We start from the raw sequence: 13,493 nt of genomic DNA, 5'->3' as shown, positions 1-13,493 counted from the left end.
TACGACGCGGCGGTCTGCTAACTTCCGCGCGGTGGCCCCATATTTCAGCAGCTCAGAGCTTCCCTACCACAGCGATTTGAGTGCCGGCCCGGTCGAATGGCGCGGAAATCTCGACCTCGAACGCACCGAGGCGGGCTGGCTGCCACACCGACTGCCGCGCTGGACCCGCGACCAGTACCCACCTGACTCGCTCCAGGACGTCGTACTCGAACCGAGCGGGGTGCGGCTTGCCCTGCGGACCGCGGCCGACACACTGGAACTCAGCCTGCTCGCCACCCAAGGTGTGTGGCGCGGCGACGTCCCGCCAGCGCGGGTGGAGGGATTCGACCTGGTGGTGGACGGCAACGTGGCTGCCGCCGGGATGTGCGAAAAGCCCGGGACCATCGTGGTCTTCGACGAGACCGGCGTGCTCAGCCGCACCGAGGCAGAGCCGGGCACCGTGCGCTTCTCCGGTTTGCAGCGGCGGCCCGGGGCACATGAGATCGAGATCTGGCTCCCGCACCACACCCGGGTCGAGGTGAGCGGGCTGCGGGCCGACGCCCCGCTGCTGCCGCCCACCCCCGCGCCCGGGCCGCTCTGGCTGCACCACGGCAGTTCGATCAGCCACTGCCGCGAGGCGCTGCGCCCTACCGGGACGTGGCCCGCCGTCGCCGCCCGTCTGGCCGGAATGAACCTGCTCAACCTGGGTTTCGGCGGCCAGGCCCAGCTGGACGGCTTCACCGCTCGCGCCATCCGGGACACCCCGGCGGACCTGATCAGCCTGAAACTGGGCATCAACGTCGTGAACGGGGACACCATGCGCCTGCGCGCCTTCCTCCCCGCTGTGCACGCCTTCCTCGACACGATACGCGAGGGCCACCCGCAGACCCCGATTCTGCTCATCTCACCGATCCACTCCCCCTCCGTGGAGGACCGGCCGGGACCCACCCTCGTCGACCCCGCGTCCGCCAAACCGTGGTTCATCACGCACGGCACGCCTTCGGAGGTGGGCGAAGGCCGCCTGAGCCTGCGGCTGATACGTGACACCCTCGCCGCTGTGGCCGAACAGCGCCGTGCGGGTGATCCGAATCTGCACTACCTCGCGGGGCCGGCTCTGTTCGGCCCCGACGACGTCGATCACCTGCCGGACAACCTGCATCCGGATCCGGTCGGCTACCAGCTGATGGGCGAACGCTTCGCCCGGCTGGCACTCGCCCCCGGCACCGCCTTCCGCGCCACCCCCGAAGTGGTCGACACCGCGAACCCTTCGGAGGTTCACCGCGGTATGGGCGGGCGTTGACCTTCTCCCTCGGGACATCCGGACGGCCCACCATCGCCGGCCTCACGGCCTGAGCCACGCGATCACCTGTCGAACTCCCGCGGCCAAGGCGGCGACACCGACAGGTTACCGGCGGTACGGTCGCGCTGCCGTCCCTACTGCCTAGGAGTTCCTCCTCATGCGCCGTCTACTCACCGGCCTCACCGCCGCGGCCGTCGCCTGCGGCGGGTTAGTCGCCACCGCGTCCCCCGCCGCTGCCACGGACCCGGTCTCCGGCTCCTTCAGCACCCTCACCTACAACGTGGCGGGTCTGCCGGCGATCCTCTCCAGCGCCTCCACAGCCCGCGACACCAGCACCACCGCCATCGGCCAGCGCATCGCGCCGTACGACATCGTGCACGTCGAGGAGGACTTCAACTACCACTCCTACCTCTACGCCGCAGACAACGCGCACGCCCACCGCACCCCCACCAGCGGGGGCGCCGGCGTCGGCAGCGGGCTCAACACCCTGTCGAAGATGCCCTACGACGAGCAAGACTTCGAGCGGGTGCACTGGAACTCCTGCCAGATCGACTCCGGCGACTGCCTGACGCCCAAGGGGTTCACCTTCCTACGTGAACGGCTGGCGGAAGGCGTGTACGTCGACTTCTACAACCTGCACACCAACGCGGGCACCAACAGCGGCGACCTGGCCTCGCGCGCGGACAATCTCCGTCAGCTCAGTGCCTTCATCAACGCCCGCTCGGCCGGCAACGCCATCGTGATCATGGGCGATACCAACACCCGCTACACCCGCAACGGCGACACCATCGCCGAGTTCGCAGCCGCCAACGGCCTCACCGACGCCTGGGTGAAGCTCATCCGCGGCGGCACCCCGCCTGCCAAGGGCAGCGACGCCATCGTCTGCGACCAGACCGGCCCCGCCGTGCCCAACACGTGCGAGGTAGTCGACAAGATCCTCTACCGCGGCAGCAAACTCGTGTCGCTCAACGCCACCTCCTACAACAACGAGCACGCCACGTTCCTCACCGATGCCGGTCTCATGCTCTCCGACCACGACCCGATCGCGGTCGGCTTCTCCTGGTCGCGCAGTGCGGACTTCCAGCTCAGCGACCAGTTCGGCGGACCGCACGGCGCCTACTACACCGACATCGATGCCGTACCGGCGGGCGCCCGACCGGTCAGCCTCTCGCTGCGCAGCGGCTCGCGCGTCGACAGCGTCGGGCTTACCCTCGACAACGGCACGGTCCTCACCCACGGCGGTACCGGCGGCACGGTGTCGTCCCTGACCCTGGGCAGCGGGGAGTACGTCACCACCGCCCAGCTGTGCCAAGCCGAGAAGGACGGCCACACCCGGATCTTCTACGCCAAGTTCACTACCAACCTCGGCAGGAGCCTGTCCGGGGGAGCCCCCACGGCCGACTGCGCGACACGCATCACGCCCTCGGGATGGCAGCTCGCCGGGTTCCACGGACGCGCCGCCGACGAAGTCGACAAGCTCGGCTTCCTCTACACCAAGCGCTGACCCACTCCCCCGCACCGGACTCGCGAAACCGCAACCGGACCCGGTCGCGAGTCCAAGTGCGGGACGCATCCCCTGACTCCCCGCCTCGACACGACCCGCGGGCGCCCGTTCCCGGCGATGGTCGACGCCCTGCGTGATGGCGCGCTGAGGGCCGACGTACTGCTGATCGTCACGCCCGAGTTCAGCCGCGAAGTCCCCGGCGGCCTCGCGGACTTCATCGACCTGCTCTCGATCCTCATCCCGCCGACAGTGCTCGCCGGCAAACCGGTCGCACTCAGGAGCGCGTCGCCGAACCGGTTCGGCGGGACCTTCTCCCCGCTGCAACTGGGCCACAGGCTCAGGCCGGCCGGCGCCGAGATCCTCACGGATCGCGACCCCGCCGTCAGACGCGCCCACCGCCCCAGGCGACGCGCCTAGGGTCTGGTGAGCGGCGGACCGCTGGTTGCGGGCCGGCTCAGACGAATCGCCACAGGTGGTCGCCGGTGCCGTTGTCGTCCCACAGGACCGCTTGTGCCCCCTGCTCGGTGGAGGCGCCGGAGACGCCGAGGACACGGCCGCTGTTGGCGCACTGGATCCTGAAGGTGTCGCCGCCGCCGTGCCGCAGGCGCCACCGGTGGTCGGCGGCGCCGTTGTCCGCCCACTGGACTATCCGCCCGCCGTTGGCGGTGCTGCCGTTCTCCACCGCCAGGACCTTGCCGCTGTGGGAGTTGCGCAGGCGCAGGTACCCGCCGGTGTCGACGACAGCCGTCCAGAGATGGTCGGCGGTGCCGCTGTCATCCCACTGGACAGCCAGAGCACCGTCGGCGGTGGACATGTTCTGGATGCCCAGCACCCGCCCGCTGGCGATGTTCTGCATGCGCCGCGCACCGTCGGGGACGAACTGCCACTTGCTGGCGGCCGCGCCGGTGTCGGATACTTGCACGGCTGCCGCGCCGCTGGTGGTGGAATTGCCTGCGATGCCGAGCAGCTTGCCGGTGTGGACGTTCCGCAGCTGGTGATAGCCGTTGCCGGCGTCGACAACGGTCCACCGGTGGTCGGCGGTGCCGGTGTCCGCCCACTGGAGGATCGCGGCATTGTCGGCGGTGGACATGTCCTGCACGCCGAGGACCTTGCCGCTGTTGAGGTTGCGCAGCCGCAGTGCGGTGCCGTCGACGACGAGGACCCAGTTGTGGTCGGCGGTACCGGTGTCAGCCCACTGCAGAGCGAGTCCACCGTCGGCGGTGGACATGTTCTGGATGCCGAGGACGAGTCCGCTGGCCGCGTTGACAAGACGGACGCTGGGACTGTCGGTCCGCCAGTCGGCGGGGTAGTTGTAGCCCTGGGCGTCGTGGACCGGAGCGAGGTCGACCGTCGCACCGTTGGCGGGGGCCGTGAAGGCGAGCGCGGTGCTGCTGGTCCGGGTGATCGAGGCGGGGTCCAGGGCCGGGAGGGAGGACAGTGCGGTGCTGCCGTAGTTGCCGACGAGGACGGCGGGGCCGTAGGTGATCGCCGCGACCCCGGAGTTGTCGTTGGCGGCCTGGACGGCCACCCGCATGGGGAGCTTCACGGTGACGGTGTCGCCGGAGGCCCAGGACCGGGTGAGGGTGGCGTAGGTGCCCGGGGTGGCCGTGACGCCCTGGGCGACACCGTTGACGCTGACGGTGGCGCCCGAGGTCCAGGCGGGGATACGGACGCGCATCGACCACGTCCCGCCGACACTGCCGGCGACCTGGAGCGTCGTGGTGTCGCCGGCCGGGTAGGAGGTGGTCTGGGTGACCGTGATGCCCCGCTGGGTCCAGTTCAGGACGGAGGGGAAGAACAGGTTCACCGTGAGGGTGGTGCCGTCGTGGAAGTAGATGGAGTCCATCAGCTTGGTGTTGGACTCCACGCCCGTTCCCTGGCAGCACCAGAAGGTGCCGTAGTCGGTGCTCCAGGTGCCGCCGCCCCAGGCCGGGCCCTTGCCCCGGCGGCCTCCCGGGTTGAGGGAGGTGAAGTACGTGATGTGGCCGTGCGCGTCGTTCGGGTTCTGGGCGCCGATGACATGGTTGAGCAGCGTCTTCTCGTAGAAGTCGAAGTACGTGGCCCGGTCGGGGTCCAGCTGCCATAGTTCCCGGGTCAGCTTGAGCATGTTGTAGGAGTTGCAGAGCTCGCAGGCGTCGGCGGCCAGGTAGCCGGAGATGGCGTTCGGGGCTCGGAAGTGTTCCGCCTGGCTGTTGCCGCCGATGGCGTAGGTGTGCGAGCCGGTGGTGATCCTCCAGGCATTGGTGGCGATGTCGCGGTAGCGGGTCGTCCCGGTGGCCTTGTACTCGCGGACGGCTCCGATCCACTTGGGTACCTGCGTGTTGGCGTGCAGGCCGTCGAGCTGGTCCAGGTTCGCGGCAAGTGGGTCGAAGACGGCAGCGTGGTCGAACCGCTGAGCGGCGGTCAGCCAGCGTACGTTGCCGGTCTGCTGGTAGATGTCGGCCAACACCTCGTTCATGCCGCCGAACTCGATGCCCATCAACGCCTGCATCGTGCTGCGGCTGAGTGCGGCGGTGCGTCGGTCGACCCAGTCGGCGAGCGCGAGAAGTACGTCGCGGGCCTGCGTGTTGTCCATGAGGCGCCACGCGTCGAGCAGACCGGCCATGGTCTTGTGGACGCAGTAGTACGGAACGTTCCCGTTTTTCAAGGTGCCTGCTTCGAGGCTGGCGAAGTCGGCTTCGGGGAAGCCCGAGAGATAGCCGGCGGAGAAGCCGGCGGTCGGGTTGTTGGTCTGGCACTTGGCGAGTTCGGCCACCAGGTAGTTCGCCTTGTCGCGGCAGGTGGTGTCCCCGAGCGAGACATAGGCCTGGGACCACGCCGTGAGGAAATGGCCCTGCACGTGGGTGCGGAAAGGGAACGACGGGTCGTCCCACCCGCCGTTCGGTGCGGCGGCGTTGGTGGAGAGCCGGTGGTTGGCGCGGAAGTTGTACAGCAGGCGGTCGACGTCGACGAAGCGAAGATAGGCCAGAGTACGGTTGTGATTGTCGAGCCATCGACTGCTGGTGATCCGTACCTGACTCAGGTCAAACGGGAGCGTCGACACTCCGATGTCGGACCTGACCGGAGAGGTCACCGCGGCGGCGGAAGCGCGGCCCAGGACGGGGCCGACCGCCACGGCCACGGCCGCGACGCCGGTTGCTTGGATCACGGCGCGGCGACTGAACGGGTGAGCCGGCACGGTGGACTCCCTGATTCATGAGAGACGAAGTCGGAGACTGGGGTCGGTGAGCAGCCACGAGGCGGCAGCCACGAGGCTTCGTCTGGCGATGCGAGCCGCCGTTGAGAGGTCGCGTCACGTTCGCTGCGTCCGCCGGCAGTCAAGTCCGCTGGGAATCGCGGTGGGTGGTGGCGGGTGTCGGGGAGTACGGCGGCCAAGGAATCCATGCACAAGGGGAATCGGGCGTCAACCGCCTGCCACGGGTGGTGCAACAGCCTGCGGAGTTCGCCGATTTCGATGCACATCCAGGCACATTCAGATGCCCGCCCTACCGTCGCAGTAGATGGTTTCGGGGAAGTTACAGTCCTTCGTCTGCGCAGGCGTCGCCCGCCGGCAGGTACCGGTCGGCCTCTACCTGGTCCTGATTGTTAACGCTCACAATTTGCGTGTCAATACGTTCGACAACAACGCTCACCAAGCCCTCCCCCGCACCGCGCGCAGCCCACCGCGTCCCCCCGTCACGCAACATGACGGGATGGCGGGCACCGTGCAGGCCCTGTTCTCGGAAAACCTGCCATCAGGTGGCGTGCAGCGCCGAGCAACCCTTGAAGCCTTCGCACTGCCGTCGAAGCGGCGTACGCCGCTTCGACCGCTTCCAGGTACGCCTAGGTCTTCTCGTGCTCGGCCGCCCCCATGAAGATCACCGGCAGTGCCTCGAACTGCGGGCGGACCTGCATTCGAGTACTGATTCCTCGGCGACCATCACCAACCAGTCCGCTCTCAACCGGCTCCAGAGGGCCAGGGCATCGACACCACCCCGGTGGCGGTGGTGGCATCGGGGAACAGCAACGTGCTGCGCGACGTCGGCTCCAACCGCTGCCTGGACGTGACGGGTGCGAGCACCGCCAACGGCGTCCAGGCCGAGATCCGCGACCGCATCAGCGGTGCCACCAGCCCGGGCGCCACCCGCCCCTGTCCGCCGCACCGCTGACCGCGCCATCCCACCAGACACAGCAACGTGGGCCCAACTCAGGAGACAGCAGGGCGGGACAGTGCGGTGTGCAGCGCAAAAGCGCCGAGCAGGCCGCCTGCCGTGAACCGTTGGGCGGTCAGGATGCGGGGCCGAGTGGCCAGAAACCTCGACAAGCGCGCTGCGCCCAGCATGATCAGACCATTCACGGTGATCCCCACGATGAGCTGCACTGCACCGAGCTGCAGCAGTTGCCCCCAGGCCGGGCCCGCCTGGAGATCCAAGAACTGCGGCAGTAGGGCGGCGTACATCAGGGCGATCTTGGGGTTGAGCAGGTTGGTCAACAGCCCCATCGAGAACAGGCGGACGTCGGAGACCGGAGGCAAACCTTGGGCCGGGGCAAAGGGCGAGCGTCCGCCGGGCCTGAGCATGTCCCAGGCGAGGTACGCCAGATAGGCAGCCCCGGCAAGCTTCACCACCGTGAATGCCACCGGCACTGCGGCGAACAACGCAGACAGGCCCGCAGCCGCGGCCAGTAGATAGCACACGAACCCCACGGCGGTCCCGCTGAGGCTCACCAGGCCCGCCCTGCGGCCTTGGGTAATCGCCCGGGAGGCGAGGTGAATCATGTTCGGCCCGGGAGTCAACGCCATGCCCATTTCGACTAGGGCCACTCCTCCGACTGCCGCCAGCGCGATCACCGGTCAACCTCCAGGTTGTTCGTCGGGAGCCCCCGTACCGAGCGGGGCCACCCGGTATTGCCAAGGGCTGGTGCGCTGCACGAGCTGCTCCTGCCCCGCCCGCTCAGCATAAGGCTTCGCCACTCGGTACTTTTATGCACCCTGGTCCCACTCCGGCGCCGACATCAGATGCTGGGCTCGGCCCTGCAACGAGGCCGACAACACGTGTGCCGCACACGGCCACTTGAGGCACGAAAGCGAGATACCTGCGAGCCGGAACGGAGCCCCTGCGGCAGCACGACCGTTGCGACTGTTCCGCCACCCGACCGCCGGCGGCGCCGTCCCGACCTGCACCCGGATCGCCCACACCCGAGACTCGACCCACGCCTCGAGTGAGAAGCGAAGGTCGGGAACCGCTGGCTCGCTGCGGCGCTTCCATCCGAAGCCCGGAGTCTGATCCGGATCGTCTCCGGAGCGCTCCCTACCGGCCCCGTTCCGGCCCCGAGATCCGGGAGGTGAGAACGCACCTGCCCCCTTTGCCCGGGGTGCGCCCCGGCCCGCGGAACCCGAGTCGGTGTCGCAAACCCATGTCCGATGTCTTGACGGCCACTCCGGCACCACCCACCATTCGTGGGAGCGCTCCCATATCGACCTTGCCACGCCTTACGCCGGAAGGAACGATTTGTGATCCCGCACCTGCCCCGCTCCCGTCCCCCGAGGTCTCCCGGGGAACTCCGGCGCCTCCGGACTCGCATCCTGGGCACGCTGGCCACGGCCGGCCTCATCGGCGTCACCCTCGTCGCCCCGGCCGGGGCCGCGCCGAACGCCGACGACGATCCGCCGGAACAGATCATCAACGGCGACTTCACCAACGGCAGCAGCGCGCCGTGGTGGTGGACAGCGAACAACCCGGCCACCGTGGTGGACGGTCGGCTCTGCGCCGACATCCCCGGGGACACGACGAACCCGTGGGACGCCATCATCGGGCAGAGCGATCTGCCCCTCATAGCCGGTGAAAGCTACACGCTCAGCTTCACGGCGACCGCCTCGGTGCCGGTCACCATCACCACCAACCTGCAGATGGCGGTCGACCCGTACACCGCCGAGCTGTCGGAGCACGACCCGATCGACGCCACCGCGGTCCCGATCCACCACACCTTCACCGCCAAGGCGAGCAACACCGCTGCCCAACTCGCCTTCCAGGTCGGCGGCGGCTCCCAGCCGTTCACCCTGTGTCTGGACGACATCTCGTTGCGCGGCGGTGCCGAACCGCCCGTCTACACGCCCGACACCGGCTCCCCGGTCCGGGTGAACCAGGTCGGCTATCTTCCCGGGGGTCCGAAGGACGGCACGTTCGTCACCGATGCCACCACCTCGCAGACCTGGACGCTGAAGGACGCGAGCGGGACCGCCGTCGCCACCGGGGCCACCCAGCCCGGCGGCACCGACCCCTCCTCCGGTCAGAACGTCCAGACGTTCGACTTCAGCAGTTACACCACCGCCGGCAGCGGCTACACCCTCACCATCGGCGACGAGACCAGCGAACCGTTCTCCATCGCCAAGGACGTCTACTCCTCGCTGCGGACCGACTCACTCGCGTACTACTACCACCAACGCAGTGGCATCGCCATCGACGGCTCGATCGCCGGCGCCGCGTACGCCCGCCCGGCCGGACACCTCAACATCGCTCCCAACACCGGCGACAACGACGTGCCGTGCCAGCCGGGCGTGTGCGACTACACCCTCGATGCCGCAGGCGGTTGGTACGACGCCGGCGACCAGGGCAAGTACGTGGTCAACGGCGGGATCTCGGTCTCCGAGCTGATGAACACCTATGAGCGGACGCTGACCGCCGCAGGCGCGAACGGCGCGGCGCTGGGCGACGGCAAGCTGAAGGTGCCCGAGAAGGGCAACGGCGTGCCGGACATCCTCGACGAGGCCCGCTGGGAACTCAACTTCCTCATGGAGATGCAGGTTCCCGACGGCCAATCGCTGTCGGGCATGGCCCATCACAAGCTGCACGACCAGGCGTGGACGGGCTTGCCGCAGGCACCCGACAAGGATGCCCAACTGCGGCAGCTGCACGCGCCGTCCACCGCGGCCACGCTCAACTTGGCCGCCGCGGGCGCCCAGTGCGCCCGCCTGTTCAGGCCGTATGACGCGGCCTTCGCCGACCGCTGCCTGACCGTGTCCAAGGCGGCGTGGACCGCGGCCAAAGCCCACCCGGCCGTCTACGCCGACCCCAACGACGCCAGCGGCGGCGGCGCCTACAGCGACGGGAACGTCACCGACGAGTTCTACTGGGCCGCGTCCGAGCTGTTCATCACCACCGGCGACGACACCTACCGCCAGGCGGTGCTCACCTCCCCGCTGCACGGCGGTTCCGCCGCGGTCTTCCCGTCCGACGGATTCTCCTGGGGCTCCACGGCGGCACTCGGCGCCCTGGACCTGGCAGCCGTACCCAACAAGCTCACCGCCGACCAACTCAGCACCGTGCGAACGATGGTGACCGACGCCGCGGACCGCTACGCCGCGGACTCCCAGGCCGCGCTGTACGGTGCGCCCTACGCGCCACCCGGCAACCACTACGTGTGGGGCTCGAACAGCCAGGTGCTCAACAACGCCGTGGTGCTGGGCGTCGCCAACGACCTGACCGGTGACACCAAATACCGGAACGCGGTGCTGCACGCTCTGGACTACATCCTGGGCCGCAACCCGCTGAACCAGTCCTACGTCACCGGTTTCGGCGAGCGGGACTCCCACAACCAGCACAGCCGCATCTGGGCACATCAGCTCGACGCCGACCTGCCCATCCCGCCCGCGGGTACGCTGGCAGGAGGTCCGGACAGCCAATTGGAGGACCCGACCGCGCAGAGCAAGCTGACCGGCTGTGCTCCCGCGATGTGCTACATCGACGACATCCAGTCCTATTCCACCAACGAGAGTGCCATCAACTGGAATGCGCCGCTGGCCTGGGTCGCCTCCTACGTGGACGACCTCGGTGGCAGTGGGAGTGGCGAAAATGCAGCCTGCCAGGTCACCTACACCGCCTACCGGTGGGGTGGTGGCTTCACCACCCAGGTGACCGTGAAGAACACCGGCACCGCGGCGGTCTCCCCCTGGGAGCTGAAGTGGTCCTTCACCGACAATCAGAAGATCACCGATCGTTGGCAGGCGGAGATCACCCAGGCCGGGCAGAAGGTCAGTGTCAAGCCGGCCGCCTGGAACGGATCCATCGCACCGGGGGCTTCGGTCAACTTCGGGTTCAACGGCACCTCGAGCGGCCAGGTGAATGATCCGAAGACCTTCACCATGAACGGCGGCACCTGCGGCGTCGTCAAGTGACCGGCCGACACGACTGATACGGCAAAGTGGCCGAGGCTTCCCCGCAAGGGGTGGTCTCGGCCACTTCACGCTCAGCGGACGCCCGCCACGCGCGGCGACCCAAAGCATCAGCGTTGCAGGCGACCGGCGAGCGGAGGAGCCGTGTGGCCGCGTACGGGGTCGGCCGCCGGCGGGAATCCGCAGGCGGGCCATCACGTCGGTGAGGGCGGGTGAGTCGACCGCCCACATCCTCAACCGGTTTCAAACACCACGCCAGTTGCCGTACTTCTCGGGCAGGTGCATCCACTGCGATCCGGTCTGGAACGCGTACGCAATCGCATCCATCACCTCACGATGATCCCGCCACCGGCCACCTCGGCGCGCTGTCCGGTCCGGCGTCGGAACCCTTGAGGCCATGGAATCGTTCGAAGATTCCTGCACGGACGGAAAGGTTCCTTCAACTTCGTACACTCGGCGCCAACGTCCGGTAACGACCGCACCGCCGAGTTCTTCACCCCCGAAGCCACCTGCACCCGGTTCCTCAACCGTCTGATCGACGGCCTGGTCACCGACTGATCCCGCTCCGCCGCACCGCGCCCGTTCTCAACAAATGACCCTTTGCGAGAGCTCCGAAACCTCAACTCCTCACAGCCGGTGTCCATGAGCTATCCGGCGGTCCTGCACCCCACCAGGGACGCGGTCCTCCGCGCCGGTCTCCCACTCACCCAATGCCCCGTCCGGCACCGGCTCAGGAAGTCTCCAGGCGCCGGTGATCGAAAGAGACCGGGGCGGTCGGCATACTCGGCATCATGACCGACGAAACGTCCCGTGAAGTGTTGACCGTACCCGCCGCCCCTGACACCGCAGCATGTGCCGCCGCTCTTGAGGTCGCCACCGCCTACTGCACCCCCGCCCTGTTGAACCACTCGATCCGGTCCTACGTGTGGGCCTCCGCGTACGCCGCGGACGAGGGAATCGAGCACGACGCCGAGCTGCTGTACGTGGCCGCGCTGCTCCACGACATAGGGCTGGTCCCGCAGTTCGACAGCCACACCGTCGCCTTCGACGAGGCTGGCGGGCACGTGGCCTGGGTATTCGGCGCCGGGGCCGGATGGCCGGTGGAGCGCCGGCAGCGGCTGTCCGATGTCATCGTGCGGCACATGTGGGACTCGGTGGACGTGCGGGAGGACCCGGAGGGCCATCTGCTGGAGAGGGCCACCGGCGTGGACATCTCGGGGCGGAACGTGGACGACTTCACCCCCGGGTTCCGGACGGAGGTCCTGGCCCGGTACCCGCGCGAGGGCCTCGCGGACGAGTTCCTGGCCTGCTTCCGTGACCAGGCTGCCCGCAAGCCCGACAGCTCCCCCGCAGCGGCCATGCGGAGCGGTCTCGCCGACCGCGTCCTTGCAAACTCGCACCCCCTGGAGAGCTGAACAGCCCTCACGCCCTCCCACCCCTCCGGATCGAGCCGGGCCCACGTGCCCCGCTCGATCCGAGAGAGACGGCATACAACCAGCTGGGATCGGCCGACCTCCATGCCGCCGCGACCACCACCTGGACAGCGTGAGGCAGTTGGCCATGACAGAGGCCTCCGACGCAACCGCGCCCCGATCACGTAGCGCAGGGCCACGACGACGCCTTCGCGGGCGACGAGCAGCACCCGCTGCCCGACCGCCGCAGCGAGCCTGTCGACACGCCGGAAGAGGCCAGTGCCCACCTCGGCCTTCTCCACGGGAAGTGTGGAAGACATGTCCGATGCACTGCACCCATGACCCTTGCCTTCGACGGATAATGGGCGACATGAGCAGTTTGTCCTGAACTCACGCGGTACAGCTTCCCATGATGGGGCGAGCTCGGGCCGTCTCCGGTCCCGCTCCCCCCGCCGGAAGGCTCCGCCATGACGCGTACCCGCCGCCGAACCGCGCTCCTGCTCTCCGCGCTGTCCCTGTGCACCCTGCCGCTGGTCCACTCCGCCCCACGCGCCGAGGCCGCCGGGCCCGCGCACTGCGCCCCCGGGGCCCTCCCCGTCCACCCGGGCCCCCCGGACAGGACCCCGCAAGGGCAACTTGTCGCGCTCCAACCTGACACCGGCCCCCGCAGCGGCGGCACCCAGATCACCCTCCTCGGCGCCGGCCTCACCCCCTACACCCGGGTGCTCTTCGGCACCCTGGGGCCCGACGGCTGTTTCACCGGCCGGGAGGCCACAGACGTCGTGGTGCTCAGCGATACCTCCGTCGTCGCCGTCGCCCCCGACTGGCCCGCAGCAGCCACCGTCTCCGTCTACGCAGCCACCCCCTGCGGGCAGCTCACCAACCCACTCCCCTACACCTATCTCGACTGAGGGCGGGCCTCGAAGAACACCGAGGCCCGCCCTTCGGCGGAACGCCGCTTCCCCTTCGGCTCCTCGGGCTCGCGCTCGGCTCCGTGCGGCGTTCGCCCTCGGCTCACTGAGCCCCATGCCGCTCCAACTCGGCAAGGAATGTCTCCGGGTTCTCGAGGTGGCCGGCGTGGTGTCGCCGGGCAGTTCGAGAACCCGGGTATCAGGCCGAGGGCGGTCGCGTCGGCGGTCAGGGTGAGGA

10 protein-coding genes are annotated in these 13,493 nt (G+C 68.7%); 7 read left to right on the top strand and 3 right to left on the bottom strand.

Going from position 1 to position 13,493, the window contains the following annotated elements; genetic code table 11:
- Positions 1–76: 76 nt before the first annotated feature.
- The 3 genes from O3X23_RS36220 (at position 77) to O3X23_RS36210 (ending at position 3,200) form a co-directional block, all read left to right on the top strand.
- On the top strand, positions 77–1,279 hold the full coding sequence (locus O3X23_RS36220) for a GDSL-type esterase/lipase family protein (RefSeq protein ID WP_269276988.1): 1,203 nt from the start codon (positions 77–79) through the stop codon (positions 1,277–1,279).
- 157 nt (positions 1,280–1,436) lie between these two features.
- The gene (locus tag O3X23_RS36215) at positions 1,437–2,783 is read left to right on the top strand and encodes a jacalin-like lectin (protein WP_269276986.1); all 1,347 of its coding nucleotides are present in this window, start codon (positions 1,437–1,439) and stop codon (positions 2,781–2,783) included.
- Between the two features lie 72 nt (positions 2,784–2,855).
- Complete coding sequence (locus O3X23_RS36210) at positions 2,856–3,200, top strand: NAD(P)H-dependent oxidoreductase (RefSeq protein WP_269277014.1); 345 nt, start codon at positions 2,856–2,858, stop codon at positions 3,198–3,200.
- A 37-nt stretch (positions 3,201–3,237) separates the two neighbouring features.
- Here the strand turns inward: O3X23_RS36210 and O3X23_RS36205 are convergent, their stop codons facing one another.
- Positions 3,238–5,961 (bottom strand): beta-L-arabinofuranosidase domain-containing protein, encoded by a 2,724-nt coding sequence (locus O3X23_RS36205; protein WP_269276984.1) that lies wholly within the window; start codon positions 5,959–5,961, stop codon positions 3,238–3,240.
- An 808-nt stretch (positions 5,962–6,769) separates the two neighbouring features.
- On the opposite strand from O3X23_RS36205, the gene O3X23_RS36200 reads away from it, so the two are divergent.
- The gene (locus O3X23_RS36200) at positions 6,770–6,931 is read left to right on the top strand and encodes an RICIN domain-containing protein (protein WP_269276982.1); all 162 of its coding nucleotides are present in this window, start codon (positions 6,770–6,772) and stop codon (positions 6,929–6,931) included.
- Positions 6,932–6,969: 38 nt separating this feature from the next.
- Here O3X23_RS36200 and O3X23_RS36195 read toward each other — a convergent pair whose 3' ends face one another.
- Positions 6,970–7,611, bottom strand: coding sequence for a LysE family translocator (locus O3X23_RS36195; RefSeq protein ID WP_269276980.1), 642 nt, complete (start codon positions 7,609–7,611; stop codon positions 6,970–6,972).
- A gap of 732 nt (positions 7,612–8,343) precedes the next feature.
- Between O3X23_RS36195 and O3X23_RS36190 the strand changes: the two genes are divergently transcribed.
- A complete protein-coding gene (locus O3X23_RS36190; RefSeq protein ID WP_443048085.1) occupies positions 8,344–10,935 on the top strand; it encodes a glycoside hydrolase family 9 protein in 2,592 nt (863 codons plus the stop codon).
- Positions 10,936–11,175: 240 nt separating this feature from the next.
- On the opposite strand, the gene O3X23_RS44360 is transcribed toward O3X23_RS36190, so the two are convergent.
- Positions 11,176–11,259, bottom strand: coding sequence for a transposase (locus O3X23_RS44360; protein ID WP_443048084.1), 84 nt, complete (start codon positions 11,257–11,259; stop codon positions 11,176–11,178).
- Positions 11,260–11,723: 464 nt separating this feature from the next.
- On the opposite strand from O3X23_RS44360, the gene O3X23_RS36185 reads away from it, so the two are divergent.
- Both O3X23_RS36185 and O3X23_RS36180 read left to right on the top strand, forming a co-directional pair.
- Positions 11,724–12,347, top strand: coding sequence for an HD domain-containing protein (locus tag O3X23_RS36185; protein ID WP_269276979.1), 624 nt, complete (start codon positions 11,724–11,726; stop codon positions 12,345–12,347).
- Positions 12,348–12,811: 464 nt separating this feature from the next.
- On the top strand, positions 12,812–13,255 hold the full coding sequence (locus tag O3X23_RS36180) for an IPT/TIG domain-containing protein (RefSeq protein WP_269276978.1): 444 nt from the start codon (positions 12,812–12,814) through the stop codon (positions 13,253–13,255).
- The last annotated feature ends 238 nt before the right edge of the window (positions 13,256–13,493 follow it).

The sequence above is a fragment of the Streptomyces sp. H39-S7 genome (assembly GCF_027158205.1).
GTDB lineage: Bacteria > Actinomycetota > Actinomycetes > Streptomycetales > Streptomycetaceae > Actinacidiphila.
The sequence above is the reverse complement of the archived record's forward strand: the minus strand, read 5'-3'. Positions and strand labels throughout refer to the sequence as shown.